Origin of the sequence: Labrys miyagiensis (assembly GCF_030160835.1) — a bacterium.
In the GTDB taxonomy this organism is placed as follows: Bacteria; Pseudomonadota; Alphaproteobacteria; order Rhizobiales; family Labraceae; genus Labrys; species Labrys miyagiensis.
This window is the reverse complement of record NZ_BSPC01000018.1, coordinates 18,848-44,050: the sequence shown is the minus strand read 5'-3', so window position 1 is coordinate 44,050 and position 25,203 is coordinate 18,848. Positions and strand designations below refer to the sequence as shown.

Annotated in this window: 24 protein-coding genes and 1 pseudogene; 6 read left to right on the top strand and 19 right to left on the bottom strand. The window is 62.3% G+C overall.

What is annotated here, in order from left to right; genetic code table 11:
- The first annotated feature begins 226 nt into the window (after positions 1 to 226).
- Positions 227 to 382, top strand: a complete 156-nt coding sequence (locus QQL24_RS10870) for a DUF1127 domain-containing protein (RefSeq protein ID WP_284312006.1) — start codon at positions 227 to 229, stop codon at positions 380 to 382.
- A 247-nt stretch (positions 383 to 629) separates the two neighbouring features.
- Here the strand turns inward: QQL24_RS10870 and QQL24_RS10865 are convergent, their stop codons facing one another.
- Complete coding sequence (locus QQL24_RS10865) at positions 630 to 1,541, bottom strand: hypothetical protein (protein ID WP_284312005.1); 912 nt, start codon at positions 1,539 to 1,541, stop codon at positions 630 to 632.
- Positions 1,542 to 1,727: 186 nt separating this feature from the next.
- Positions 1,728 to 2,861 (bottom strand): sterol desaturase family protein, encoded by a 1,134-nt coding sequence (locus QQL24_RS10860; RefSeq protein ID WP_284312004.1) that lies wholly within the window; start codon positions 2,859 to 2,861, stop codon positions 1,728 to 1,730.
- Positions 2,862 to 4,231: 1,370 nt separating this feature from the next.
- Between QQL24_RS10860 and QQL24_RS10855 the strand changes: the two genes are divergently transcribed.
- The 3 genes from QQL24_RS10855 (at position 4,232) to QQL24_RS10845 (ending at position 6,702) form a co-directional block, all read left to right on the top strand.
- A complete protein-coding gene (locus QQL24_RS10855) occupies positions 4,232 to 4,387 on the top strand; it encodes a DUF1127 domain-containing protein (RefSeq protein ID WP_284312003.1) in 156 nt (51 codons plus the stop codon).
- A gap of 312 nt (positions 4,388 to 4,699) precedes the next feature.
- Positions 4,700 to 6,118 carry a methylenetetrahydrofolate--tRNA-(uracil(54)-C(5))-methyltransferase (FADH(2)-oxidizing) TrmFO gene (trmFO, locus tag QQL24_RS10850; protein WP_284312002.1) on the top strand — a complete coding sequence of 473 codons (1,419 nt, stop codon included), beginning with the start codon at positions 4,700 to 4,702 and terminating at the stop codon, positions 6,116 to 6,118.
- A 134-nt stretch (positions 6,119 to 6,252) separates the two neighbouring features.
- Positions 6,253 to 6,702: a tetratricopeptide repeat protein gene (locus QQL24_RS10845; protein ID WP_284312001.1), complete on the top strand. Its 450-nt coding sequence runs from the start codon at positions 6,253 to 6,255 to the stop codon at positions 6,700 to 6,702.
- A 16-nt stretch (positions 6,703 to 6,718) separates the two neighbouring features.
- On the opposite strand, the gene QQL24_RS10840 is transcribed toward QQL24_RS10845, so the two are convergent.
- The 5 genes from QQL24_RS10840 to yajC all read right to left on the bottom strand — a co-directional run bounded on the left by QQL24_RS10840 (position 6,719) and on the right by yajC (position 11,061).
- Complete coding sequence (locus QQL24_RS10840) at positions 6,719 to 7,585, bottom strand: phytoene/squalene synthase family protein (protein ID WP_284312000.1); 867 nt, start codon at positions 7,583 to 7,585, stop codon at positions 6,719 to 6,721.
- Between the two features lie 10 nt (positions 7,586 to 7,595).
- The gene (locus tag QQL24_RS10835) at positions 7,596 to 7,976 is read right to left on the bottom strand and encodes an Mth938-like domain-containing protein (protein ID WP_284311999.1); all 381 of its coding nucleotides are present in this window, start codon (positions 7,974 to 7,976) and stop codon (positions 7,596 to 7,598) included.
- A 5-nt stretch (positions 7,977 to 7,981) separates the two neighbouring features.
- Complete coding sequence (gene secF / locus QQL24_RS10830) at positions 7,982 to 8,953, bottom strand: protein translocase subunit SecF (RefSeq protein WP_284311998.1); 972 nt, start codon at positions 8,951 to 8,953, stop codon at positions 7,982 to 7,984.
- A gap of 21 nt (positions 8,954 to 8,974) precedes the next feature.
- The gene (secD, locus tag QQL24_RS10825) at positions 8,975 to 10,573 is read right to left on the bottom strand and encodes a protein translocase subunit SecD (RefSeq protein ID WP_284311997.1); all 1,599 of its coding nucleotides are present in this window, start codon (positions 10,571 to 10,573) and stop codon (positions 8,975 to 8,977) included.
- 137 nt (positions 10,574 to 10,710) lie between these two features.
- Positions 10,711 to 11,061 (bottom strand): preprotein translocase subunit YajC, encoded by a 351-nt coding sequence (gene yajC, locus QQL24_RS10820; protein ID WP_284311996.1) that lies wholly within the window; start codon positions 11,059 to 11,061, stop codon positions 10,711 to 10,713.
- A gap of 425 nt (positions 11,062 to 11,486) precedes the next feature.
- Between yajC and QQL24_RS10815 the strand changes: the two genes are divergently transcribed.
- Positions 11,487 to 12,353 (top strand): ATP-binding protein, encoded by an 867-nt coding sequence (locus QQL24_RS10815; protein WP_284311995.1) that lies wholly within the window; start codon positions 11,487 to 11,489, stop codon positions 12,351 to 12,353.
- Positions 12,354 to 12,470: 117 nt separating this feature from the next.
- Here the strand turns inward: QQL24_RS10815 and QQL24_RS10810 are convergent.
- Positions 12,471 to 13,323 (bottom strand): annotated as a pseudogene (locus tag QQL24_RS10810) (aldo/keto reductase).
- Between QQL24_RS10810 and QQL24_RS10805 the strand changes: the two are divergent.
- Entirely contained in the window at positions 13,295 to 13,501 is a 207-nt protein-coding gene (locus QQL24_RS10805; RefSeq protein ID WP_284312023.1) for a hypothetical protein, read from the top strand. The pseudogene QQL24_RS10810 and the gene QQL24_RS10805 overlap by 29 nt on opposite strands.
- Positions 13,502 to 13,696: 195 nt before the next feature.
- Here the strand turns inward: QQL24_RS10805 and QQL24_RS10800 are convergent, their stop codons facing one another.
- The 11 genes from QQL24_RS10800 to QQL24_RS10750 form a co-directional block, all read right to left on the bottom strand.
- Positions 13,697 to 15,550, bottom strand: a complete 1,854-nt coding sequence (locus QQL24_RS10800) for a peptidoglycan DD-metalloendopeptidase family protein (RefSeq protein WP_284311994.1) — start codon at positions 15,548 to 15,550, stop codon at positions 13,697 to 13,699.
- A 388-nt stretch (positions 15,551 to 15,938) separates the two neighbouring features.
- Positions 15,939 to 16,613 carry a protein-L-isoaspartate(D-aspartate) O-methyltransferase gene (locus QQL24_RS10795; protein WP_284311993.1) on the bottom strand — a complete coding sequence of 225 codons (675 nt, stop codon included), beginning with the start codon at positions 16,611 to 16,613 and terminating at the stop codon, positions 15,939 to 15,941.
- Complete coding sequence (gene surE / locus QQL24_RS10790; protein ID WP_284311992.1) at positions 16,610 to 17,380, bottom strand: 5'/3'-nucleotidase SurE; 771 nt, start codon at positions 17,378 to 17,380, stop codon at positions 16,610 to 16,612. The genes QQL24_RS10795 and surE overlap by 4 nt, the downstream gene beginning before the upstream one ends.
- 367 nt (positions 17,381 to 17,747) lie before the next feature.
- A complete protein-coding gene (gene serS / locus QQL24_RS10785; RefSeq protein WP_284311991.1) occupies positions 17,748 to 19,031 on the bottom strand; it encodes a serine--tRNA ligase in 1,284 nt (427 codons plus the stop codon).
- Positions 19,032 to 19,067: 36 nt separating this feature from the next.
- Positions 19,068 to 19,862, bottom strand: coding sequence for a twin-arginine translocase subunit TatC (tatC, locus tag QQL24_RS10780; RefSeq protein ID WP_284311990.1), 795 nt, complete (start codon positions 19,860 to 19,862; stop codon positions 19,068 to 19,070).
- A 12-nt stretch (positions 19,863 to 19,874) separates the two neighbouring features.
- Positions 19,875 to 20,357 (bottom strand): Sec-independent protein translocase protein TatB, encoded by a 483-nt coding sequence (gene tatB, locus QQL24_RS10775; RefSeq protein ID WP_284311989.1) that lies wholly within the window; start codon positions 20,355 to 20,357, stop codon positions 19,875 to 19,877.
- 82 nt (positions 20,358 to 20,439) lie between these two features.
- Positions 20,440 to 20,667 carry a twin-arginine translocase TatA/TatE family subunit gene (locus QQL24_RS10770; RefSeq protein ID WP_431310670.1) on the bottom strand — a complete coding sequence of 76 codons (228 nt, stop codon included), beginning with the start codon at positions 20,665 to 20,667 and terminating at the stop codon, positions 20,440 to 20,442.
- Between the two features lie 122 nt (positions 20,668 to 20,789).
- Positions 20,790 to 21,512, bottom strand: a complete 723-nt coding sequence (scpB, locus tag QQL24_RS10765) for an SMC-Scp complex subunit ScpB (RefSeq protein ID WP_431310669.1) — start codon at positions 21,510 to 21,512, stop codon at positions 20,790 to 20,792.
- Positions 21,496 to 22,284 (bottom strand): segregation and condensation protein A, encoded by a 789-nt coding sequence (locus QQL24_RS10760; protein WP_284311988.1) that lies wholly within the window; start codon positions 22,282 to 22,284, stop codon positions 21,496 to 21,498. Before QQL24_RS10760 ends, scpB begins: the two co-directional genes overlap by 17 nt.
- On the bottom strand, positions 22,285 to 23,307 hold the full coding sequence (gene nagZ / locus QQL24_RS10755) for a beta-N-acetylhexosaminidase (RefSeq protein ID WP_284311987.1): 1,023 nt from the start codon (positions 23,305 to 23,307) through the stop codon (positions 22,285 to 22,287). It abuts the gene before it with no gap.
- Between the two features lie 72 nt (positions 23,308 to 23,379).
- Positions 23,380 to 25,191, bottom strand: coding sequence for an SPOR domain-containing protein (locus QQL24_RS10750; protein WP_284311986.1), 1,812 nt, complete (start codon positions 25,189 to 25,191; stop codon positions 23,380 to 23,382).
- Positions 25,192 to 25,203: the final 12 nt, after the last annotated feature.

Here is a 25,203-nt window from a genome sequence, read left to right as displayed (position 1 = left end):
GTATGCGTTTCTGCATGCCTGCCTCAAGCTTGCGGCTCTACCTCACGTAAATCGATTCATTTATAAGAGGCGACATGAACGGAGACGGAAAATACTCCGAAACAAAGTTCATAAGCGCATCTTCAAGCAAGGCGGCTACCGCCCAGCGTGAAGAAGATGCGATCACCACAGAAGGCAGAGATGTTCCTGATGCCAAGAGGCCGGGAAATCTCTCAAGGATAGGACCATGTTGTTCGCTGCTTTGATTGAACGTGTTGTCGCCTGGCGCCGTGAGCGCGTGACGCTGACCGAGCTCAAGCGCCTGAACGCCCGTGACCTGGCCGACATCGGCATCAACGGAAGCGAGATCCGCAAGATCGCTCGCGCCGCCGCCCGCGCCTGATCGCAAGTTCGACGAATGACCCGCTTCAGCAGGTCGATGACAAGCCGCCCCATGGGCGGCTTTTTATTTGGCCGTGCGAGACGCCGAAAAGCCTTGCGCGATCCTGGCGTCACCCGGATCGGCACAAGCGTCAGAGACAATGGCCCCGACCCTCGCCGATGGACGGCACATTACCCCCCTGACGACACGCGGCCGGCAATCGACCAGTGCGACCACGCTGCAACAAAGGTAGAAGGTACGGCCCGGTCTATGGCCGGCTGCTCGGGAGGCTAACCTTGATATTGGAGGCCGGCCCGAGCATGAGATGGCGCAGATAAACCAGGACCGCTCGCAGCCGGTACATGAAGGGCCTCTGCAGGGACACAGCGCCCAGCAGCAGGATGGCGGCCAGGAACAGATGCAGCCGACTGGCGGTCCGCCCCCCGGATTGTTCGACACCGGAGAACGGCACGGTTCTCAGCCAGGGCAGCTTGAACATCTTGAGGATGGCGTAAATATCATCCTCATAAATGCGTTTGCCGACAAAGCCATTGGCCGCCTTGTTGCCCCCAACCGGCTCCGTGTGGCGCACGGGGAAGCGATCGATCACGGCAAAATCCTCGGGACTTTCGCCAACCAGGTTGCACCAGATGAGGTCGATGCCACTCTCAAAGCCGAGAGAATAAAGAGGCGCGATGCGCTCCAGAATGTCCTGGCGGAAGAAGGGGCACATCATCTCGATGTAATTGACATAGCGCAAGTCAAAGCCGGGCTGCCTCAGCAGAGCCGCAAAAGTGAAATGGCTGTCCCATGTCAGAGCCGGCTGTGCAATCTTGAGATTGTACTTGCTGCACATAGCGAAGGCGCCGCTTATGGCCTCTGCATCGACGTCGACGTCTTCATCGAAGAAGCAGATATATTTGTAATTGCGCAGAAGCGAGGCGTGCTCGCTCAGGAAGCCGCTATAGCCTTCGACTTTCTTGCCTTTCCTGTATTCGAACCGGATGCCCTCTCCGGTGACGGCCGGCACGTTCGGATCATAGCAACTGAGGAAAACATCGAAGTTCCGCGCCGAGGCGGGAGCAAGCCAGCGCGCGTGCAGGCTCTTCCGCCCCATGCGCGAAACCAGCAGATACTCCTTGCCTTTCCTGATGGAAGGGCCGGCCGAAACGTCGTTCATATCACCGAACCCTGTTTGACGCGGCGCATGGGAATGCCGGCACCGAGAATCCTCTGTCGCCAATTCCTGGCTTCGGACGGAGTACCGCCGGTGGCTCGACATTCATTGAAATCACCCTGGCATGCCAAGATGGGAAGAAAATGTCAGACAGAAAATTCCATGCACCCTCGTCGACATTACACCCGCTCAGGCTTGCTTTTGTACCGCATGCACCATGGGGATGACATGAGCCTCCACTGGCTTGGGCACGACATGGGTTTCCACTGGCTTGGGAGGCGACACCACAGGATCGGGATAAGGGCTGTCATCGCCCGGCTCACGCCAGAGGGTTCCCTCGCAAAGCGTGTGCCAGCGCCGCCCCGCCGCCTGCGATGAAAGGGCCGCCCTGGTGTTCCGCTTGATCAGCCTCCAGGCCTTGACCATAGGCAGGAGATAGGCGCCCCAGACGTCGTTGTACTCCTCCTCCTCCGGCTTCCCGAGGCCGTAGATGAAAGTCTCGTTCTTGGCGGGAATGATCGCCGTATTGAAAAGCCAGTCCCAGACCGAAAGCTTGTCTCCGAAATTCTTGTCCCAATACTTGATCTGCGAACTGTGGTGCAGCTGATGCATATGCGGGCTGAGCAGAAGCCGGTCGAACGGACCGAAGCTCACGGGGAAATGGGAGTGCCTCAATACGTTCAGGATCACGATCGAGCCCAGGATCTTGGCATTGAAGAACAGCACCAGCAGATCCGGAATGCTGAAGCCGAAGATGAAGCCCAGCACACCCATCGTCAGGCCGACCGTGAAGGCGGCGGAGAGAAGGTCGAACATGTTGCCGACTGGATGCGTGCGATCGGTCGTCGCCGGATTGAGGAAGGTGGCGGAGTGATGAACCTTGTGAAGCTCCCACAGAACCGGCACGAAGTGCTGCAGGTAGTGGGTGTAGAAAATCACGAAATCATTGACGATGAAAATAACGAGGGAGCAAATGACGATAGTCAGGAAACCAAAAGCCACCGGAGTATGGTTCGGGAACAGATAGGACAGTCCCGCCTCCACCGACAGGGCAACAAAAGTGGCACAAAAAGTTTCGCTGACGCCATAAACGGCTTTCATGAACTTCGATGCCAGGTACATCACCACATCGATCGCCGAAGTTTTCTTCGACCACTCGTCGAATGGAAAACAATAGCGGACAAAGCCCATCGGGCCTTGATGTTCCCCACTGAACCTGAACTGAAATATGAAACATGCAACCGCGGCCACAAAAAATGTGATCCACGTGATGATGAACATCGGCAAATTTATCGCACTGAAATTCGTATAGATCTCGTTCATGGTTCCCCCGGTAGATCCCAGCTACCCAAAATTCGAAAGTGAGCTATGCTCACTTATGTGTAGCGCCCCGCCATCATCACTGCCGTGATCAAAAGCATCGGAAGAACGGGCCATCTGCGGTTATTTCCAGTTCTTTGCACACATCAGGACAGCCAAGCATTCTAGTTTGATGCTGCAATTCTTCAACGCAGATCACGACATCCTGCCCTTAGCTTTTATTGGTACGGGCCTACGAGCATGTATCGCATTCGACATCAGCAGTGCAGTCTGTTGAGGTAGGGCAGATTGGAAGTCCCCAAATCTACCTCTCAATTCTGCCTACAGTAAAACTTATGCAAATCCTCCGCTACCGGAAAGTACACGAAACATTTATACAACCATGTCCGCCTTGCCACTTACACCTAACATCCAAATAAAGAGATTTTCGTGCAATTATAAAGATAAATATTTTATTACGTTGGTACATTTTTGTCTTATCACCCCCCCTTATCATCGCATACAAGAATTACACTTCCCTATTCCGTCCCCTATCCGTGTTGGTCTAATATCAATCTCTCACGCACTTACAGTACATGACGTGACATGGCGGTGATTAAGTACGTAGCGGCAGGCTGGTGAGGGCTCTGTGCTTTATCGCACACACCAGCAATGCACCATGCCCGCCACGCTGCTTGCCTTAGGTGAGAGTTTGCTTCAGGGGTACTTACACATAGAAAATCCGAGAAAACACTTATAATAATTAAACGTACTGTAATAATTAACGCACACTTTTCGACTTATAATGAGACATACACAAAATACGATAGAAACAAAAAGTATCTATATTCGCGAAAGGCAGAAATTATAGCTACCATCATCAATACAATATTCACACCACGGCACACAATAAACGATGCGCCAAATGTGATTTCACATACCCTCTTGGCACCCACCGCTTCTGAACACAGAAGAAGGAGGCCGAATTCACGACATAATACCAAGGGATATGGCTGTCGCTCCGGAGGAAGTAACGCCCTGGCCCAACTGGATAGCCACCAGGATTCGAATGGCGAGTTGCGCCTTTTTGCCGCCGGGGTTCGCTCGGACGCCTGCTGCCGGACGTTCTATTGTCTGAAAGGGCGGGTAGCCCCCTGCTCACGATTGCGGGTTATTTAAATTATTTGTTAAGATATGCGATTACCGCATTTTAGTCCGAACTTTTCGGCAAAATTGATCATATTGTGACATATTCGAAAACAAGCCATGCGTTTTATGCATTCTTGTTGTGCAGTGCAGCATCTAGCAGAATGTCACGCGATGGCTCATATTCGATTTGTGAACGGCGCTAAAGAATTCGCTTAGGTGCCGGTTCGCGAAGAAGGAACCTTATCATGTTGTTCGTTGCTTTGATCGAACGTGTCCGCATCTGGCGCCGTGAGCGCGAGACGCTGGCCGAACTCAAGCGCCTGAACGTACGCGATCTGGCTGACATCGGTATTAACCCTGCCGACGTTCGCGCGATTGCGCGTCAGGCAGCCCGCGCCTGATAGGCGCCGGTTGATGCCAATGAGTCGCTCGCCCCCCCCGGGCGGCGCTCATTGGTGCAAGTTTCGAGCGCCGCTCGCGCATGCCCTTTTTTGGAGCGGCGTCTCGTGGTTGTCTCCTGGCCGACAGGAACAAATCCCGGCCGCGAAGGCACCCGACTAGACGATTGGCGCCTGAAACCGCGCCATCTTCACCCGCATTGCCCATCGAGAGTGGCGTTTAGATCGCGTCTAGATGCCGGCACGCACAGAGCCGCCCCGTAATGGGCGGCTTTTTGTTTTGGTTCGCGGCTCCAATGTTCTAAAAGCCCTTTCATGACAATTGCACCCGTTCACATCGTCGGCGGCGGACTCGCCGGTTCCGAGGCTTCCTGGCAACTGGCTGAGGCGGGCGTTCCCGTTGTGCTGCATGAGATGCGGCCGGTCCAGCCTACGGAAGTTCACAAGACCACCGATTTTGCCGAGCTCGTCTGCTCTAATTCCTTTCGTTCCGATGACGCTGAGACCAACGCTGTCGGCCTGTTGCATGAGGAGATGCGCCGGCTCGGCTCCGTAATCATGGCCTGCGCGGACCGGCACAAGGTGCCTGCCGGCGGCGCGCTGGCGGTGGATCGCGACGGTTTCTCTGCGGCCGTGACGGCAAGGCTGGAGGGTCATCCCCTGATCGAGATCCGGCGCGAACATGTCGAGGCACTGCCTCCCGAGGTGTGGGACAACGTCATCATCGCTACAGGCCCCCTCACCTCCCAGCCCCTGGCTGACGTCATCGCCGGCCTGACTGGCGAAACCTCCCTCGCCTTCTTCGACGCCATCGCGCCGATCGTGCATCGCGAATCCATCGATATGGACGTCGCCTGGTTCCAGTCGCGTTACGACAAGCCCGGCCCGGGCGGCACCGGTGCCGATTACATCAACTGTCCGATGACGAGAGAGCAATACGAGGCCTTCCTCGATGCCCTGATCGCCGGCGACAAGACCAGTTTCAAGGAATTCGAGGGCACACCCTATTTCGACGGCTGCCTGCCGGTCGAGGTGATGGCCGAGCGCGGCCGCGAGACCTTGCGCTTCGGGCCGATGAAGCCCGTCGGTCTCACCAATCCGCGGGACCCGCAGGTCAAGTCCCATGCGATCGTGCAGCTGCGCCAGGACAATGCGCTCGGGACGCTCTACAACATGGTCGGCTTCCAGACGAAGCTGAAATATGCCGAGCAGGTGCGGGTGTTCCGCATGATTCCCGGCCTGGAGAATGCAGAATTCGCGCGTCTCGGCGGCCTGCACCGCAACACCTATCTCAATTCACCTGTCCTGCTCGATGGCACGCTGCGCCTGAAATCGCTGCCGCGGCTGCGCTTCGCCGGCCAGATCACCGGCTGCGAGGGCTATATCGAGAGCGCCGGCGTCGGCCTGATGGCAGGACGTTTCGCGGCCGCCGAACGCCTCGGGCGCACCCTCCTGCCGCCGCCGATGACGACGGCGCTCGGTGCGTTGCTCAACCACATCACGGGCGGCCATATCGTCAGTGACGAAGCCGGCCCGCGCTCCTTCCAGCCGATGAATGTCAATTTCGGCCTGTTCCCTCCGCTCGACGTCGCGCCAAAGAGCGAGGATGGCAAGCGCCTGCGCGGCACCGAGAAGACTCATGCCAAGAAGCGTGCGATGAGTGCCAGGGCCTTGCAGGATCTCGAAGCCTGGAACGTGGCGATCACGCGCGAACAGACCCTCGCCAGCGCCTGACGAAGGCGGGCATCGGCTGCCGAAAGATGCTAGCGTGCCGCCGGCCAGGCCATTCCTGGATGGCTATGCCGATGACCCCATAGACAGATGAGCTTCTTCACAACCTGCCGCTCCTCACCAACGGAACCCCTGTCATGACGCGACTTCCCGCCATCGGCCTAGCGCTGGCCTGCCTTCTCACCGCCACCGCTGCCTGGGCCGACGATAGCTCAAACGCTACCGAGGCGACGCCCGACCTTGCCGCCATTCGCGGCCAGATCAAGGCCGAGGATTACAAGGGCGCGATCACCGGCCTGCAGGCTCTCGCCGACCAGGGGTCGAAGGATCCGGACGTCTACAATCTCCTCGGCTACAGCCTGCGCAAGAGCGGCGACCGCGCCACCGCGCTAACCTATTATCAAAAGGCGCTGGATCTCGATCCCAACCACAAGGGCACGCTGGAATATCAGGGTGAGCTCTATATCGAGAACGGCGACATTCCCAAGGCGCAGCAGAACCTGGCCTTGCTCGTCAAGCTCTGCCCGAGCGGCTGCGAGGAACGGGAGGACCTCGAAAAGGCCCTGGCTTCGGCCAAGCCGAAGTAGGGCCGCTCTCCCACCGCTAGCGCCGTGCGAATCGCCAGAGGTGCCATTGGCGCAGCCATTGCGCCTGTTCGGCTCGATCGCGGAAGATGTTGAAGCCCCGCCTCGTCATGCGACGAAGGAGCGGGCGCACCAGGGCGAGGCCGACATAGGCGGGCACCACGACCGCGGGCGTCACCGGCAGAAGTTTCTCGGCCCTCTCCAGATGTCCCAGCGCCAGACTGGCGAATTCGGCCAGCATGGCGCGCAGGTCCGGCGTGTCGCGCCCGTTCAGCAGATCCTCGCGGGCGCTGCCATGCTTGATGACGATGTCTGCCGGCACGAAGATCTGCCCGCGCGCCGCGTGGCGGGCGGCATGACCCATAAGGCGCGCAACGCCATAGGCCACGCCGGCATGTCCGGCGAGGTCGGCCGCACCGGCGTCGCCGCCATCGGCGAGGACGAGACTGGCGAGGCGGAACAGGCTCGAGCTCGTCTCGCCGCAATAGCCTTCGAGATCGGTGACCGAGGGCAGGAGATCGTCATAGAGATCATGCGTGTGGGCATCGATCAGCGTGGTCAGGGCCGGCACCGGCAGGTGATAACGCTCGATCGCCGCGCTCAGTTCAGCCGCAACGGGATGGCCGGAGGCATTGCCGCGCGCCTGTCCTTCGAGCAGGTCCCGCCACCATTGCAGGCGCACCTCGCCGGGCAGCGGCTCGGACACCATGTCCCGCACGCGCTCGATCTCGCTGTTGAAGGCGTAGAGGGCGATCAGGCCGCGGCGATGCTGCTGCGGCGCGAACAGGCAGGCAAGCCAGCGGTCGCGGTCATGCTCGCGCAGAAGGCCGGCGCAATAGCCCTCGTCGCTGACGCTGTCATTGCTGTTGGCCTGCTCTGCACTCATGATACAGGGCTCATGGCGCGGCGATCAGGGCGGCAGCGACGCGCCGGTCCTCCGCCAGCAGGATGTTCCAGGTCTGGGTCGCAGCGCCCGTCGGCATCGCATCGACGGAGATCCTGAGGTCACGGAAACGCCAGCGCAAAGCCTCGGGAAAGAAGGCGATGTCCTTGCCCGTGCCGATCAGCAGGATATCGATCTTGTCGGCCTCGGCGTAAACAGGCTCGAAGGCCTGCACCGAGAACTCCGCAGGACTGGAGACCGACCAGGCATGCATGCCCGAGGGCAGGCAGAGCAGCGAGCCGCGGTGGGACATTTCGGCGAAGCGAAAGCCCCCGCTGCCATAGGCATCGATCGGCGCCACACGGGGCAGGAAGCGCCGTTCGTCTTCCTCCATGGCGCCTACTCCGCCGCCTTGGCGCCGATCGGGGCATCCTTGGCGCCGGCCGCCTGGGCCTCATGGCTGCCGGGCCGCAGGCCGAGATAGATCAGCACGGGCGAAGCGATGAAGATCGAGGTGTAGGTACCCACCAGCACGACGCCGAACAGCATGGTCGCCGTGAAGGAGTGGATGGCCGGACCGCCAAAGATCAGCAGCGCCAGCAAGGCGAGAGCCACGGTGACGTGGGTGATGACCGAGCGGGACAAGGTGGCGTTGATGGATTCATCGAGCAAGTCGCCCATCGGCTTCTTCTTGTACTTGCGCAAGAGCTCACGGATACGATCGTAGATGACAACGGTATCGTTCAGCGAATAGCCAAGGATGGTCAGCAGTGCCGCGACGCTGGTGAGGTCGAATTCGATCTGCGTCACCGACATGAAGCCGATGGTGAGCACGATATCATGCACGTTGGCGATCATGGCGCCGACGGCGAACTGCCAGTCGAAGCGGAACCACAGATAGATCAGGATACAGAGGATCGCGACGAAGATGCCGACGGTGCCGACGGTCACCAGTTCCTGCGAGACGCTGGGCCCGATGATCTGGATGCTATTCTGCTCGCCCTTGAACGAATAGTCCTTCGCCAGCGTGTCCTTGATCTTGTCGGCCGTCACCTGCTGGGCCGCGTCGCCCCCGGGCTGCAGAGCGATACGCATCAGCACCTGGCCGGCATCGCCGAACTCCTGGACCTGGACCTCACCGAGATTGAGCGGGGCGAGAGCTTCCTTCAGGGTGGTTACGTCGGCCTTGCCTGATATCGCGGTGCCCTGCATCGCGATGCCGCCCTTGAAGTCGATGCCGTAGTTCAGGCCATGCGTGAAGAACAATACGAGGGCAAGGATCGACAGCACCGCCGACGTCGGGAAGCTGAAGCGCCGGAAACGGATGAAGCCGAAATTGGTGTTGTCGGGAACAATGCGTAGATGGCGCACCGCGCTCACTCCATCAAGCTATCAAATCGGGATGGAGCGAGGCTTGACCCCGCGATACCACCAGGAAACCAACAGGCGCGTGACCGTGAAGGCGGTGAATACAGTCGTGATGATGCCGATGCCGAGCGTCACCGCAAAGCCCTTCACGGCGCCGGTACCAACGAAATAGAGCACGGTCGCCGCGATGAAGGTGGTGATGTTGGAATCGAGGATCGTCGCCAGCGCACGCGAGAAGCCGGCGTCCAGCGACATCAGCACCGTGCGCCCCGCTCTCACCTCTTCGCGGATGCGCTCATAGATCAGCACGTTCGAATCAACCGCGATGCCGACCGTCAGCACGATGCCGGCGATGCCGGGCAGTGTCAGCGTCGCGCCGAGCAGTGAGAGCACACCGAAGATCATGCCGACGTTCAGCGCCACCGCGATCGAGGCGATGATGCCGAACAAGCCGTAGCTGGCGACCATGAAGACGACGACCAGGAGCGAACCGACGAGCGCCGCCATTTCACCGGCGTGGATCGCGGCCTGGCCGAGGCCCGGGCCCACCGTCTGTTCCTGCACCACCGTCATCGGAGCGGGCAACGCGCCGGAGCGCAGCAGCAGCGCCAAGTCCTGCGCGGATTGCGCGGTGAAGCTGCCGGAGATCTGCCCCGAGCCGCCGGTAATCGGTTCGCGGATCACCGGAGCCGACAGCACCTTGTTGTCGAGCACGATGGCGAAGGGCTTGTTGACGTTCTCGGTGGTGACGCGGCCGAACTGCCTGGCGCCATTGGTGTTGAAGCGGAAGGAGACGACCGGTTCGCGCGTGTTCTGATCAAAAGAGGCCTGGGCATCGGTGAGTTCGTCGCCTGCCACCATCACCTGGTCCTGGACGAGGAACTTCTGCGTGCCGTCCTGCGAGGGTAGGAGTTCGGAATCGACCGGCGGGCGGGTCTGCTCGGCCTGCTGCACGGGCATGCTCAGATCCACCAGGCGGAATTCCAGCTTGGCGGTCTTGCCGAGAAGCTCCTTGAAACGATCCGGATCCTTGAGGCCGGGGAGTTGCACCACGATGCGGTTGTCGCCCTGGCGCTGGATGATCGGCTCCACCACGCCGGTGCCGTTGACGCGGTTGCCGACGATCTCGACCGAGCGCTGCATGATGCGGTTCATGCGGTCCCGCAGGCCTTCGTCCGTCAGGGCGATCGTGATCTGGCCCGGCGTATTGGAGGTGACGGTAGCCGTGCGCGTGCCGCCGCCGAACAGATTGCCGTCAGGCGAATTGCCGAGCACCTGCAGGAGGTCGACGGCCTTCGACGTATCGTCCGGGTTGGGCAGGGTCACGAGAATGCCGCGCCCCTGCAGGGCGGCCTGGCTGCGGATCTTGTTGTCGTTCAGGACCTGGCGGGCCTGGGTGCGCAGGCTGGTGACCTGATCCTTGAGCACCGCGTTCTTGTCGACCTCGAGCAGGAAGTAGGAACCACCTTGCAGGTCGAGGCCCAGCGTGAGCGCATTATGCGGCAGCCAGGTCGGCATGGCATTGCGCCAGCTCACTGGCATGAGGTTGGGCGCGGCCAGCCAGAGGCCGATCAGCAAGGTTAGGAGAACCGCGGCGGTCTTGCCAGGAGAGAAATGCAGCATGTTGGAACAGTCCGAGCCTTGACGGCCTTTCCCGGGACAGGCCGGCCTTGACGATCCGTCAGCGGCCTACCCTGGGTCTGTTGGTATCGTGTCGTAAAATCCGGACGAAAAGATGAGGCGAACGCCTCCTTTTCGCCTCAGGCATTCTCCGCCTTCTTCACCGGTTCGGTCTTGGAGCGCACACTGGAGACCAACTCACGCACCACCTTCACGCGCACGCCGTCGGCGATCTCAGCCTCGATCTCGGACTCGCCCTCGACCGCCTTGGTGACCTTGCCGACGAGGCCACCGGACAGCACCACAGTGTCGCCGCGGCGGATCGCCTTGAGGGAAGCCGCCTGCTCCTTGGCCTTGCGCTGCTGGGGACGGATCAGCAAGAAATAGAAGATCACGAACATCGCGATCGGCAGCAGCAATGTGCTGCCGAGGGTGGAGAACAGATCGCCGCCGCCCTGGGCTGCCTGGGCAAAGGCTGGAGTCGTGAACATTGGATCGCCTCTCAAGGGAAAGGGCCGGTCAGGCCGGCCGCAAATTCGCGCGGACTATAGTGATCCAGCGTTCGAAAGCAAACGGAACGCGTGTTTTTCTGGGGCGAAACAAGCTATTCGGCGTTCTTTTCCGAAATCTCCATATGGGTGGAGAAACCCGCTTTCCAACCAAGCCGGAGAGGGTTTGTGCCACTTCCGGCTCAAATGCCGCCTATGGAGCTGTAGCGGAAGCCGCCAGCCCCAGGGCCGACCGCGTTGGAAATGACAAAAATTTCATCCACCAAGGCATGATTTCCGACGCTCTCCTGGGCGCAATGCTCGAATCGCAGTCCGGCTAAACGGGTTTGCCGATAAGGGCGGCGGCGCTTTTCAGGCCCGTCGGCGCGCGCTACAGAGGGCAGCCGTTTCCTTGTCAGTTGGTTGCCATGTCAGACCTTTCCGCTGCCGAATTGCCTGCCCTTCTCGCCCGCATTGCCGATGCGCTCGAACGCCTTGCCCCTCCGGCCGCGATCAAGGCCGATTTCGATGCCGCCGAGGCCTTTGTCTGGCAGGCGAGCGAGAAATATCTGCAGCCGGTGCCCAAGGTGAACCGGGTGGCGATGCCGCTCCTCAAGGGCATCGATCTGGTGCGTGACCTGCTGGTGGAGAACACCGAGCGCTTCGCCCGCGGCCTGCCCGCCAACAATGCGCTGCTCTGGGGTGCGCGCGGCATGGGCAAGTCGTCATTGGTGAAGGCAGCTCATGCCGACACCAATGCCAGGGTCGGCGGCACGCTCAAGCTGATCGAGATCCATCGCGAGGATATCGAGAGCCTGCCGGAGCTGATGAATCTCACCCGCCGCTCGTCCCATCGCTTCATCGTCTTTTGCGACGACCTCTCCTTCGACAGTAACGACACGTCCTACAAATCGCTGAAAGCGGCGCTGGAAGGCGGTGTCGAGGGCAGGCCCGAGAACCTGATCTTCTATGCCACCTCGAACCGCCGCCATCTGATGCCGCGCGACATGATCGACAATGAGCGCTCCACGGCGATCAATCCCGGCGAGGCGGTGGAGGAAAAGGTCTCGCTCTCCGATCGCTTCGGCCTCTGGCTCGGCTTCCATCGCTGCAGCCAGGACGATTACCTCGACATGGTCTATGGTTACGCCGACCATTTCGGCCTCGAACTCGACCGCGACACCATGCGTGCCGAGGCACTGGAATGGGCGACGACCAGAGGCGCCCGCTCCGGCCGCACGGCCTGGCAATATGTGCAGGACCTGGCCGGGCGTCTGGGAAAGACACTGGGCTGATTCAGGGGTGCCGGTCTTCAGACCGGCAACTTTCCCCTCTCCGCAAAGGGGAGTTGTCCATGCCGTTCCCGCCATATCGAGTGGAGGTCGATGTGGCTGAGAAGACCGGCGCCTCTTTCAATTCCTGCCCTGCCCGGTGATGCGGTCGATCTCCTTCAGATCCTCGACCGTGAGTGTCCAGCCGACCGCCGCGATATTGGCCTCGACCTGCTCGGGACCAGTGGCGCCGGCGATGATGCTCGACACTCTCGGGTTGGCCGCAAGCCAGCTGAAGGCGAGTTCCAGCAGGCTCCTGCCGCGCGCCTCGCAGAAGGCCTGGAGCTCAGTCACGATCGTCCAGTTGCGCTCATTGATGAAGCGGTCACCGTACCGGGCACTGTTCACGTTCAGGCGTGCCCCCTCCGGCAAGGGCTGGTCCTTGCGGTACTTGCCCGTCAACATACCGCCGGCCAGCGGGAAATAGGGCAGCAGCCCGACGCCATAGGCCTCGGCCATCGGCAGCAATTCCCGCTCGGGATCGCGCACGAGCAAGCTGTATTCGTCCTGGATCGAGATGAAGCGTTCGATACCGAGCTGGCGCGAGATCCATTGCGCCTCCGTCACCTGCCAGGCCGGCAGGTTCGAGCAGCCGACAATAGCGTACCTTGCCTTGCCGGATGAGGTCGTCGAACGTCCGCAAGGTCTCCTCGATGGGTGTCAGGGGATCGGGCTTGTGGAGCTGGTAGAGATCGATCCAATCGGTTCCCAGCCGCTTCAGGCTGGCTTCGACAGCGTCCATCATGTAGCGCCGTGATCCGCCAACCCGGCTGTCGTCCGAGCGTGACATACCGCCTTTGGTCGCCAGCACGATGTCCTTGCGGCGCGCTCCCAGGGCACGGCCGAGGAAATCCTCCGAACTGCCGAGATCGCCGCCATAAACATCGGCCGTATCGAAGAGCGTGATGCCGACGTCGAGCGCCTTGTCGACCACCAGCCTCGTCTCCTCGGGATCGTTGCGTCGCCCGAAATTGTTGCAGCCAAGCCCGACAAGCGAGACACGCAGGCCCGATCTGCCAATCGTGCGCAATTCCATCGCTGAAAATCCCCTGGAATATACCGAATGTGAAAAACCCGATCGGGGCAATACGGCGACCGGGCGCACCAACTAGAGCAAAATGCATTCAGGCAGGAGCGGAGTTTCGGATCAACTCACTGGTAGCAAATGCACTTTGCGATTCTTGGTGATTCGATCTGAAAGTAAAATGCCCTAGACCACTTCCTCAGACAAATAGGAAGTGGCCCAACATCGCTGTCGGGCCACTCAAGCTGCTTCGGGGTCTCGCGGAGAAGCAGATTCGTTGAAGTCAGGAACCGGAAAGGTATTTCGTCGGATCGACCGGCGCGGCACCCTTACGCACTTCGAAGAGCACCTGCGGCGAAGTCACGTTGCCCGTCTGGCCGGCCGTGGCGATGGTCTGGCCACGCTTGACGGCATCGCCCTTCTTGACGTCGAGATCCTTGGCATGGCCGTAGGCCGTGACATAGCCATTGGCGTGGCGGATCAGGATCAGGTTGCCATAGCCCTTGAGCTCACTGCCGGCATAGGCCACCACGCCATCTTCCGCAGCCTTCACTTCGGTTCCCTCGGGCACCGAGATGTTGATGCCGTCGCTGTTCTGGCCGAAGCCCTGGATGATGCGGCCCTTCACCGGCCAGCGGAACTCCGGGTTGCCGGACTGGTTGGCATTGGCATCCTTGGCCGGGTCGACGGCAGCGGCGGCTGACGAATTGCCCCCGGCCGGCGTTATCGTGCCAGTGGAGGTCGGTGCCTGCTGGTCGTCAGGCAGCTTCATCGACGGAGCCTGGGCTACCTGCGGTGCCTTGGCAGCCAGTGTCTTCGGCTTGGCCGCCACCAGCTTCGCCGTCTTCTCGACCTTCAGCTTGTTGGCCTTGGCGACGTCGGCCACCTGCACAGGCTTCGTCTTGACCTCGGTGGTCGGCGCCTTGGCCACCTGCATAGCAGGCTTGGTCGTTACCGGCTTGACGGTGGCGGTCTGCACCGGCTTCACAGCGATCGGCTTCACGACAGCGGTCTTGACCGGCCGGACTTGAACCTCCGCCGCAGCCACCGTCTTTACGGGCGTCTTGCTTGCCTTCACGGGCGCGAGCTGAGCCTTGGCGGTTTGCACAGGCTTGGGCGCGGCAACCGGTTTCGGAGCGACCGCGATCGGCCTTGCAGTGGTGATACGGGTCGGTACCGGGACGTCGCGTGGCGGGCGGTTATCGGCGAGCTCCGCGGTGACGGGATCCGAGGATGCGGCAGACTGGGTCGGTGGCGCAGAGCGCAGGCTGCCGCGCACGATCAGCTTCTGGCCAATCTTGACCGTGGCCCACTCGTCGAGACCATTCTCCTTGGCCAGCTTCGGGCGCGTGGTGCCATAGGCCTGCGCGATCGAGGTCAAGGTTTCGCCGGGCTTGACGATATGCACATTGCTCTGGGCAACCGCGACGGTTGCCGCCGGCCTGGTCGCCACCGGGCGGATCTTGGCCTCGCCAACGCTGCCGCGTGCCTCGCCCGTATCGCCGGGATAGGGCTGGTCCGTACTGACGAAATGCGTGTCGCCGGCATCCTGCGCACGCTCGGCGGCGTTATAGACCGGTATGATCACCTGCTGTCCGGGCGAGAGGTTGCGGTTGGTCAGGCCGTTCACCTTCATGATCGCATCCGAAGGCACGCCGTAGCGGTTGGAGAGCGTGTTGACGTTCTCGCCGGCAGCAGCGGTCACCGGCGTTCCGCCTGTTGCGGTCCAGCCACCCGCCTTGAAGCCGCCGATCTGCGGCGCCGGCGTGGAGATGGCGCCCGTGACGATCGGCTGCTCACTGCGGTTTCCGCCATACCGCGCCGGAGGGGCGCTGCGCTGGGCGACCGACCCGACAGGCGGCAGCGGCTGTGCCGCGATCGGACGCGATGCTGGCACCGTGTTGACGCTGTAGTCGGAGCCATCGTTGGCCGGGGCCTGCCGATAGGCCGGCTGGCGCTGCGGCTGCGCATAGGCGACCTGGCTGCCACCGGCGGTCCCGTCGGTGAAGGGATTGGAGAACGGGTTCGAGGAGAACCGCGAGTTGTCGCTGCAGCTTGCTGCGAGGCCGGCCACCAGGGCGATAACGGCAACGCGCGACAAGTGGCGCGAACGGATCAATTCGATCGGGAAACGCATAGGACGCTCACACCCACGCTTGAAAAAGGACAGGGTGATTAAGCCTCTATTGGGGTAAACAACGCCTTAAGGGCAGGACGCAATTACGCCAAAGTTTTACATTTCAGGCGCTGCAATTGCTTCGTCCACCCTCGCCGCCTTCGTGTCAGGATCGGATATAACACATTGATCCGGCCTGATTATATGGAGCATCGCTAGCCACTGGAGCGAAACCGGCCGCGGGCTCGGACATGCTTAAGGCCGGGAGGGGCGACAACGCTCCATCAAGATTTCACCGCCGATTCCGTAGCAGGAACCGAGCATCCGGCGAAATGGTCTATGCGACTCGCCACGCGGAAAGGGAATCGCCCGCGACGAGATTCGGGCGGGGACCAAGCCGATCCGTCCGTCAGAGCCTGTCCGCGACGCCCGGAAGCATGCCGGCCGCGCGAATCTCCATCAGGGGCATATGGTGGAATCCATCTGCGTCACGCGTGATCAAGGTGAGGCGCTGCTCGCCCTTGGGGGGCCCGATGGGCGCAATCATGCGTCCGCCCAGCGCCAACTGGTCGAGCAGTTCGTCCGAAACCTCCGGCACCGAGGCCGTGGTCACGATGCGGTCGAAGGGAGCCTGCTGGCGCCAGCCGAGGCTCCCGTCGGCGACCATCATGGTGACGTTGAGGATGGTCACCGCACGCAACCTTTCCTCGGCTTCGGTGACCAGGGTGCGCCAGCGATCCAGGGTGAGGACGCGCTTGGCAAGGCGCCCGAGCACGGCCGTGAGATAGCCCGAACCGGTGCCTATCTCGAGCACACGGTGCAGCGGCTCGACATCCAGCCGCTCCGCGATCGTCGCCGCTAGCACCGGCGGGGTGATGGTCTGCCCGCACTGGATCGGCAGCGCGATGTCACGCCAGGCGAAGTCGGCATATTCGGGCAGCACGAAGACCGGGCGCGGCAGAGTGGAGACCGCGTTCAGCACCTTCTGGTCCGTCAGCCCGTGCGAGCGCAGGCGCAGGATGAAGGCCATCATCTCCTGGGCATGCTCGTCATTGGGGTCCAGGAAGGAGTGATAATCGCTCATGAGACCGGGTCGAAAACATCCGAAAGGCGTTGGAGGGCGGCGACATCCGTCAGGTTGAGGTGAAGCGGCGTCACCGAGATGCGCTTCTGGAACATCGCCCACAGATCCGTGCCTTCGATCCTGGGCGGCGTCTCGCGGCGCGGAGCAAGCCAATAATACGGGCCGCCGCGGAAGTCTTGCCTCTCCACGACATCGACGAGAGCGGCATTGCGCTGGCCCTGCGTGGTCAGGGAGACACCGGCGACCTCCGCGGGTTCGCAATCGGGAAAGTTGACGTTGAACAGCGTACCCTTGGTGAAGCCGTGCGCCAGCAGGCGGCGGACGATGGCAGGGCCGTGATGTTCGGCACAATGCCAGCGCAGCCCTTCGGCGCCACCGATGCCGTACGCCTGGCTGAGGGCGATCGAGGGAATACCGAGCACCGTGCCTTCCATGGCGCCGGCGATGGTGCCGGAATAGCCGACATCGTCGGCGACGTTCTGGCCACGATTGACGCCCGAAAGGATCAGGTCCGGGCCCCTGCCCTTGAGCACATGCTGCACGCCCATCAGCACGCAGTCGGTCGGGGTGCCGCTGACCGCGTAGCGCCCTTCGTTGATGCGGCGCAGGCGCAGCGGGGTCGAAAGCGACAGCGAATGCGAGACGCCGGATTGGTCCGACTCCGGCGCGATCACGATGACATCGTCCGACAGGGCCCGGGCGATCTTCTCCAGCGCTGCGAGACCGGGGGCATGGATGCCATCGTCATTGGTAATGAGAATTCGCATCAGCCTGCCCGTCCGGTTCCCTGAGTCGGGCGCGAGTGTGCCACAAGGAAAGTGGCGCAGACGAGGCCTTTCCCGATTTTGTGGTGAATTACTGCAGGGTGAGAAGGCGAGCGTGGGAGGTCGGAAAGGGCTTGAAGCTCCAACAAGACCAGCCCAACCTAGGGCGCACCAGCCTCGGGCTAAGCAGGAGAAGCCGATCGGTTCGTCATTCCGGCTGGAGTGAAGCGGAACGCCGGACTCCATGAACGCAACCGTCGGAGGGCGGTGTTCTTGGATTCCGGGTCTCCACTCACAAGCGAATCTTGTGAGGATACAGTCGCCCGGAATGACGATGCCCTCGCCTTCGCAGATCCAACACCGAGCCCCCTCAGTCCCTCTCGATGCGGCGCTGTCCGCCCATATAGGGCACCAGCACCTCGGGAACGGTGATCGAGCCGTCCTCGTTCTGGTAGTTTTCGAGCACGGCAACGAGGGCCCGGCCGACGGCCACGCCCGAACCGTTGAGGGTATGCACGAAGCGCGGCGTACCGCCGGATTTCGGTCGCGTACGAGCATTCATGCGCCGGGCCTGGAAATCGCCGCAGGTCGAGCAGGAGGAGATCTCGCGATATTGCCCCTGCCCCGGCAGCCAGACCTCGATGTCATAGGTCTTCTGGGCACCGAAGCCCATATCGCCGGCGCACAAGGTCATCACGCGGTAATGCAGGTCCAGTCCCTTCAACACGGCCTCGGCGCAGGCAAGCATGCGCTCGTGTTCCCCGCGGCTCTGCTCGGGCGTGGTGATGGAGACGAGCTCGACCTTCTGGAACTGGTGCTGGCGGATCATGCCGCGGGTATCGCGCCCGGCCGAACCCGCCTCGGCGCGGAAGCAATGGGTGAGCGCGGTCAGGCGCAGCGGTAGTTCCTCTTCCGGAGTGATTGCCTCGCGCACCAGATTGGTGAGCGAGATCTCCGCCGTTGCGATCAGCCAGAGATCGCCGGGCTGAATGCGGAACTGGTCGTCGGCGAATTTCGGAAGCTGGTTGGTGCCGAACAGCACCTCGTCGCGCACCAGCAGCGGCGGATTGACCTCAGTATAGCCGTGTTCGCCGATGTGCGTGTTGAGGAAGTACTGGCCGAGCGCTCGTTCGAGCTTCGCCAGCCCCTTCTTCAGCACCACGAAACGCGCGCCGGAGAGCTTGGCCGCCGTCTCGAAATCCATCTGCCCGAGGGCCTCGCCGAGTTCGTAATGCTCCTTGGGCGCGAACGTGTAGGCGGGCGCGACGCCATGGCGATGACGCTCGACATTGCCATGCTCGTCCTGGCCAGGCGGGACGTCGTCCAGGGGCTGGTTGGGGATCGAGGAGAGCTGGTCGAACAGGGCCTTGTCCGCGGCGCGAAGCGCCTCCTCGTCTGCCGGCATCGAGGCCTTGAGCGCGTTGACCTCGGCCTTCAAGGTGTCGGCCAAGGCAGCATTCTTCTGCTGCATGGCGTGGCCGATTTCCTTGGAGGCCGCGTTGCGGCGCTCCTGCGAGGCCTGCAGCCTGGCGACCAGGGCACGGCGGTTGTCGTCCAGTTCTAGTATGGTTTCCGCAAGCGGCTCGAGCCCCCGGCGAGCGCGGCCCACATCGAAGAGACCCGGATTCTCGCGGACCCACTTCACGTCAAACATCAAACCAACTCCAGAACAGACAGCGGGACAGCCCGGCTATTCCGAAGATTGCGCATCACTCTCCGTGCGCTTCTTCTCGACCCACCGGACGGAAAAGATCGAGAGTTCGTAAAGGAGCACGCCGGGTACGGCAAGCGCGATCATGCTCCAGGGATCGGGCGGCGCCAGGACCGCGGCCACCGCAAAGACGATGACGACGGCAAAGCGTCGCTTGCTCGTCAAAAACTGCGAATCGACGATGCCCATGCGACCGAGGAGAGTCAGCACGACCGGCAATTGGAAGACGATGCCGAAGGCAAAGACCAGATTCATCACAAGCGACAGGTAGCCGTCGACCGTTGCCAGCAATTCGATGGTGGCAATGCCGCTGCCGCCAAGTTGCTGCATGCCCAGTGCGAAATGCATCACCGCCGGCATGGCAACGAAGAAGACCAGCACACCGCCCAGGAAGAAGAAGCACGGCGTGGCGATCAGATAAGGCAGGAAGGCGTTGCGCTCATGCCGGTAGAGGCCCGGCGCCACGAAGCGGTAGATCTGGATCGCAAAGAAGGGAAAGCCGATAAAGGCGGCTGTGAAGAAGGCGACCCGGATCTGTGTGAACAGGAAACCGAGCGGCTCGGTGTAGATCAGCTTCACCTGCCCGGCCGGGAAGGTCGAAGCCGCCCACTCATAGGGCCACAGCAGGAAATTGTAGATATAGCGGGAAACGACGAAGGCCAGGACGAACAGGACGAAGAAGGCGATGCCCGAACTCATCAGCCGGGAGCGCAGCTCGAGCAGGTGATCGAGAAGCGGCGCCTTGGAGGCGTCGATATCGTCTTCGGTCGTCATCGGCGGCACATCTTAAGGCTTGAATACGGCGAGGGGGGCAAAGGCCGATGGAATGACAACGCCGGCAAGGCCGGCAACCAGCGATGCCGGCTTCGCCGACGCGATCGAAGGTTCGGGCACGGTTTTGGCTTCGGCGATCGGCGCGATGCTTGTGGCCGGTGTCGCCAGGGCTGCGCTGCTCGTCGGCGCATCGAGCAACGGGTCTTCCTTGAAGATCGAACCCGCAAGGGCATTGCGCGCCAGGCCCGCCGGGCTCGACACGCTCGAGATCGCCGCCGCGGACTGGCGCAGCGTGTCGAACTCCTTCTTGACGTCTTCCAGATTGGCTTCCTTGAGCGCCTGGTTGAACTGCCCCTGGAATTCGCCCGCCATACGGCGCAGCCTGTTCACGCCGCGGCCGAGCGAGCGCATTGTAGCCGGCAGTTCCTTGGGGCCAATGACCACCACGGCAATGGTGGCAACAATCAGAATATGGCTCCAGCTGATATCGAACATGCAGCGCTTGACCCGGCAAAAGATAACACTCCGCGCTGTGGCACGGAGCTGACAAAGGCTTCATCCTTTAAAAAGGCGTGGGTTAGCCCACCTTGCTCTGTTCGGCGGAATTCACCGTCACGCCGGGCTGGGTATCAATCGTCTTCACAGCCTGCGAGGGAGCCGGTTCGTCATCAGATATGCCCTTCTTAAAGGACTTAATGCCCTTGGCCACATCACCCATGATATCGGATATCTTGCCGCGCCCGCCGAACAGAACCAGGACGATGAGAGCCAAGATCAACAAATGGGGTAAACTCAGGCCCATCATAGAAACCTCCTACCCGGCATGACCGGTGAACTTAAAACAAGGTGGACCCTCATATGGGCCAATGCCTCTCCTGAATCTAGGCGTCCTTCATCCCAAACACAAGGCGTAACGCTTTTCCTTGCTCAACCTTCATGTTCCGGCTCAGGTTCCGGGAAGGCAAAAGAAAGGTCCGCCGGGTCGAGTGGATCCTCATCCTGCGTCAGGGCGCTGTCGTCATTGGGCGTGGGGACGCTGAAGCCAGGCGGCAGGCGGCCATCGAGCAGTCCCGCACCCTTCAGCTCGTCGAGGCCTGGCAGATCGCCAACGCCATCGAGGCCGAAGTGGTCGAGGAAAGCGGGGGTTGTCCCATAGGTGACGGGACGGCCCGGCGAACGGCGCCGTCCGCGAAGGCGCACCCAGCCCGTCTCGAGCAGCACGTCGAGCGTGCCCTTGGAAATGGAGACGCTGCGGATATCCTCGATCTCGGCGCGCGTGACCGGCTGATGGTAGGCGATGATCGCAAGCGTCTCCATCGCCGCACGCGACAATTTGCGCGTCTCATAGGCGTCGCGCGACAGGAGCCAGGCGAGATCGTCAGCGGTGCGGAAGGCCCAGCGCCCGCCAAGGCGGACGAGGTTGACGCCGCGCGTGGCATAATCGGCCTGCAGCGCCTCGATCGCCGCGGGAACGTCGGCCCCATCAGGCAGGCGCGCGGAGAGCGTCGCCTCGTCGAGCGGTTCATGCGCAGCGAACAACAGGGCTTCCAGCAGCCTCATATGGTGACGCAGATCGTCTGTGGCTTCGGTTTCCTGCAGGAATGTCGCGATTTCGGCCAAAGTCACTTCCTCCTCAGCCTGTAGCGGCATCTTCGCGCGGGCGCAGATAGATCGGCGCGAAGGGCGTTGCCTGGCGCAGGTCGAGCTTGCCTTCCTTCACGAGCTCGAGGCTCGCTGAGAAGCTGGACGCCCGCACGGTGGCCCTTGTCGCGGGCTCGGCCAGATAGTCCACCAGAAATTCATCGAGGCTCAGCCAGGTCGTGCCGGAGCCGATCAGCTTCTCGAGCAGTTCGCGTGCCTCCGCCAGGGTCCAGACATTGCGCTGGAGCAGCCGCACCTGGCCGACCATGGCGCGCTGGCGCTGCTGGGCATAGGCAGAGAGGAGATCGTGCAGCGTCGCCTCGAAGCGCCCATGGTTCTGCGAGCGCACGCCCTCGGGCATGCCGCGCGCGAACACGTCGCGGCCGAGCAGCGCCCGCTCCTGCAACTGCGCGGCGGCGGCGCGCATGGCATCGAGCCGCTGCAGGCGGAAGGCCAGCGCCGCCGCGAGTTCAGCCGCCGGCGGCTCCTCGCCCTTCGGCGGCTCCGGCAGCAGAAGGCGCGATTTCAGATAAGCGAGCCAGGCCGCCATCACCAGATAGTCGGCGGCCAGTTCCAGCCGCAGTTTGCGCGCCTCTTCGACGAAGGCAAGATATTGCTCGGCGAGCGCCAGGATCGAGATGCGGGCGAGATCGACCTTCTGTCGGCGGGCAAGTTCGAGCAGGAGATCGAGCGGGCCTTCGAAGCCGTCGACGTCGACGACCAAGGTCGGATCGCTCAGAGCCCTGTCCTCCCGCACCATGTCGTCGAAGGGGTCACGCATTCAGGCTATCGTCTCCGTGGCGAGGGCCGCAGCCAGCCGCTCGCGCGCTTCCGTGACATCAACAGGCTCCGGCAGGTGACGGATGCGCGCCAGGGCGTTGTCCGCACGGCGCCGTGCCTTGCCGGCGAGCCGTGGCGCGGCCCCGGCGACGCCGATCATCTCCTCCATAACGCCGTTGCAATGCAGGCCGATGTCGCATCCGCCGGCGAAGGCATTGGCAGCGCGTTCACCTAAAGTCCCGGCCAGCGCCTGCATGGAAAGATCGTCACTCATCAGGAGCCCATCATACCCGATCGCCCCGCGGATCACATTTTTGATCACCTTTCTGGACGTCGTAGCTGGGGATGACGGGTCCAAATCGGTATAAACAACGTGCGCGGTCATCGCCGCAGGCATGTCGGCCAGCATTCTGAAGGGCAGGAAGTCGAGTGATTCGAGTTCGGCGCGTGGTGATTCGACCACCGGCAGCGAGAGATGGCTGTCGACGCCGGCCTTGCCGTGTCCGGGTATGTGCTTCATCACCGGCATGACGCCGCCGGCGATCAGGCCCTCGGCGGCGGCCCGGCCGAGCGTGCCCACCGTGGTGGCGTCGAGGCCATAGGCGCGGTCGCCGATCACGTCATGCGCGCCGGGCACAGGAATATCGAGCACGGGCAGGCAGTCGACATTGATGCCGACCTCCAGGAGGTCGTGGGCGATCAGCCGGGCAGCAAGGCGCGTGATCTCGCGGCGGGTGGTCGGGTCATTGGCATGGATCTGGCCGTAGCGCCGGGCGGCCGGATATTTCGGCCAGTTCGGAGCTGTAAGGCGCTGCACGCGCCCACCCTCCTGGTCCACGGATACCGGCGCATCGCGACCGACCGCCTCGCGCAGTTCCGCGGTCAGGGCCTTCACCTGGGCGGGACTGTCGACATTGCGACGGAAGAGGATGAAGCCCCAGGGATCGGCATCGCGATAGAACGCCTTCTCGTCCGGGGTGAGCGACAGGCCGGAGCATCCCAGGATCAGCGCCGATTGGGGCATCGAACTCTCTTCTTGCCGGAAGTGCAAAAGCAGAAAGGCCCGGCCGAAGCCGGGCCCTTCCCGCTGAAATTGTCAGTTGCGGGAGATTACGCAGTCGCCACCGGCGGCCTTGAGCTTGGCACAGAAGGCGCCTGCCTCGTTGCTGGAGTCCCATGAACCGACGCGGACGCGGTAATAGGTGCCGCGGTCGGGCAGGTCGACCTTGCGGATCGAGGGCTTCATGCTGCCGAGAACCGAAGCATATTTGCGCTGCAGCGCCTGGAAGGCAGCCTGGGCCTCGGCCGGGGACTTCTGCGACGAGACCTGCACCACATAGCCGCTACCGGCTGCGACCGGAGCCGGAGCCGGCTCGGCCGATGCGACCTGCTGCGTCGACGCGGGAATAGTGCGCGGGGTGGTCGTCGTGGGAATATTGCGTGGGCGCACCGGCGGTATCGCCGGCGGCCTGATAGCTTGCGGCGCCGGCTCAGCCACCGTGGTGGCGCTGGCATCGTCATTGGTGGTCGGAGAAACCGGTGGCAAGGCGGCGCTCGGGGCGGCGGGAACCGTGTTCACCGGCGTTGTCGTTACCGGCGTGATGGCGGAGGGCTGCGCCGCGGGAACCGAGGGATCTGCATCCACGGGCGGCTGGCTCGCCGTCACGGGGGGCGGCGTCACGGGTTGCATCGTCACGGGTTGTGCCGTCGCGGTCGAGGCGCTTTGAGAAGGAGAGACCTGGGCTGGAACATCCCCGGTCGTCGCGGTCGGGCCGTTCTGGGAGGGGGTGACTGGGGCTGGCGCACCGCCGGTCGTCGCGGTGTCGGGCGTGGCATTGGCGACATCGACGGACGGCGCAGGAGGCGTATTCGTAATCGGCGCCTCGCCCGTCACGACCGAATTGTCAGGCATGACCTTGACGGTTCGGACCTGGCGTGGCTCGCCAGGCGGATCGCTCGGCCTGATGCTGCCCAGATTGCCGGCCGCAGCCGTCTGGTCAGGTGTCGCCGCTGCATCGCTCGGCGGCAGGGTGATGTTGCTGGTCGTCACCGGGCGCGTGGCGTCCGGCGTGGCGTTGCCGCCGGCCGGCGCACCGCCCTCGGTGCGCACCGGGACAACGGCCATGGGCTGTTCTTCATGGCGCACCAGGCGTTCGCTGGCCGGAGGCGTCGGGGTCGAACGGTCAAAAATCTCGCGCGTCGGCTGGTCATTGGCCGCCGTGGTCTCGGTCGGCTTGATCTTCACCGGATCGGTGCTGGCCTTGATCACCGGGGGAGCACTGCCGATCCCCGGCAGATCGCTGCCGATGAAGCCGCCCTTCTTCCAGGCATAAGCAAGACCGCCGCCAATGCTGGCCACCAGCACCAGGGCAGCCAGGCTCACGGCACCGCCGCGGGATTTGTGCTGGCGTCGGGCCAGGCGGGCATCGGCCTGAGGCGCGAGATATTCGTCGTCAGCAGGCGCGTAGCGATCTTCCTCACCCTCGGCATAGGCTTCGACATAGGGATTGCCGTAGCGATCGACCCACAGGTCTTGCTTCTCGTCATAGGTCCATTCCGGCCCTTGATCGTCCTGCTCGTCTACGTCTGAATAGGCCTCTTGGGAATAGGCGGCCTGCTTTGTCGCAGTGCTGTCGTGATAGTCGTCGTAATAGTCGGCGTCCTGCGACGCTGGTACAGGCTTTGCTGTGCTCCCGTAATGGTTGTCGCGGGAGCCATAGCTGTTTTTGCCGTAGCGATCTGCCATGTCCGCCTCCCGCGACCGCTCAACGCCGGCCGCACCATAGGCGTTTACGTCGCGCTTTTCAGCATAAATGCGATTGCTGGCCGTTCTTGCAAGGTCGGCGAGCCACTCATCCTGATTTTCTCGGGTGCTGCTGGACACGCGGCGGTTCTCGGTTTCAATCATGACTCGTTCCTG

Excerpts from the sequence above, each read along its gene's own strand:
- QQL24_RS10870 (WP_284312006.1), top strand. The coding sequence starts at position 227 with ATGTTGTTCGCTGCTTTGATTGAACGTGTTGTCGCCTGGCGCCGTGAG.
- QQL24_RS10865 (WP_284312005.1), bottom strand. The coding sequence starts at position 1,541 with ATGAACGACGTTTCGGCCGGCCCTTCCATCAGGAAAGGCAAGGAGTAT.
- QQL24_RS10860 (WP_284312004.1), bottom strand. The coding sequence starts at position 2,861 with ATGAACGAGATCTATACGAATTTCAGTGCGATAAATTTGCCGATGTTC.
- QQL24_RS10855 (WP_284312003.1), top strand. The coding sequence starts at position 4,232 with ATGTTGTTCGTTGCTTTGATCGAACGTGTCCGCATCTGGCGCCGTGAG.
- trmFO (WP_284312002.1), top strand. The coding sequence starts at position 4,700 with ATGACAATTGCACCCGTTCACATCGTCGGCGGCGGACTCGCCGGTTCC.
- QQL24_RS10845 (WP_284312001.1), top strand. The coding sequence starts at position 6,253 with ATGACGCGACTTCCCGCCATCGGCCTAGCGCTGGCCTGCCTTCTCACC.
- QQL24_RS10840 (WP_284312000.1), bottom strand. The coding sequence starts at position 7,585 with ATGAGTGCAGAGCAGGCCAACAGCAATGACAGCGTCAGCGACGAGGGC.
- QQL24_RS10835 (WP_284311999.1), bottom strand. The coding sequence starts at position 7,976 with ATGGAGGAAGACGAACGGCGCTTCCTGCCCCGTGTGGCGCCGATCGAT.
- secD (WP_284311997.1), bottom strand. The coding sequence starts at position 10,573 with ATGCTGCATTTCTCTCCTGGCAAGACCGCCGCGGTTCTCCTAACCTTG.
- yajC (WP_284311996.1), bottom strand. The coding sequence starts at position 11,061 with ATGTTCACGACTCCAGCCTTTGCCCAGGCAGCCCAGGGCGGCGGCGAT.
- QQL24_RS10815 (WP_284311995.1), top strand. The coding sequence starts at position 11,487 with ATGTCAGACCTTTCCGCTGCCGAATTGCCTGCCCTTCTCGCCCGCATT.
- QQL24_RS10805 (WP_284312023.1), top strand. The coding sequence starts at position 13,295 with ATGCCGACGTCGAGCGCCTTGTCGACCACCAGCCTCGTCTCCTCGGGA.
- QQL24_RS10800 (WP_284311994.1), bottom strand. The coding sequence starts at position 15,550 with ATGCGTTTCCCGATCGAATTGATCCGTTCGCGCCACTTGTCGCGCGTT.
- QQL24_RS10795 (WP_284311993.1), bottom strand. The coding sequence starts at position 16,613 with ATGAGCGATTATCACTCCTTCCTGGACCCCAATGACGAGCATGCCCAG.
- surE (WP_284311992.1), bottom strand. The coding sequence starts at position 17,380 with ATGCGAATTCTCATTACCAATGACGATGGCATCCATGCCCCCGGTCTC.
- serS (WP_284311991.1), bottom strand. The coding sequence starts at position 19,031 with ATGTTTGACGTGAAGTGGGTCCGCGAGAATCCGGGTCTCTTCGATGTG.
- tatC (WP_284311990.1), bottom strand. The coding sequence starts at position 19,862 with ATGACGACCGAAGACGATATCGACGCCTCCAAGGCGCCGCTTCTCGAT.
- tatB (WP_284311989.1), bottom strand. The coding sequence starts at position 20,357 with ATGTTCGATATCAGCTGGAGCCATATTCTGATTGTTGCCACCATTGCC.
- QQL24_RS10770 (WP_431310670.1), bottom strand. The coding sequence starts at position 20,667 with ATGATGGGCCTGAGTTTACCCCATTTGTTGATCTTGGCTCTCATCGTC.
- scpB (WP_431310669.1), bottom strand. The coding sequence starts at position 21,512 with ATGCCGCTACAGGCTGAGGAGGAAGTGACTTTGGCCGAAATCGCGACA.
- QQL24_RS10760 (WP_284311988.1), bottom strand. The coding sequence starts at position 22,284 with ATGCGTGACCCCTTCGACGACATGGTGCGGGAGGACAGGGCTCTGAGC.
- nagZ (WP_284311987.1), bottom strand. The coding sequence starts at position 23,307 with ATGCCCCAATCGGCGCTGATCCTGGGATGCTCCGGCCTGTCGCTCACC.
- QQL24_RS10750 (WP_284311986.1), bottom strand. The coding sequence starts at position 25,191 with ATGATTGAAACCGAGAACCGCCGCGTGTCCAGCAGCACCCGAGAAAAT.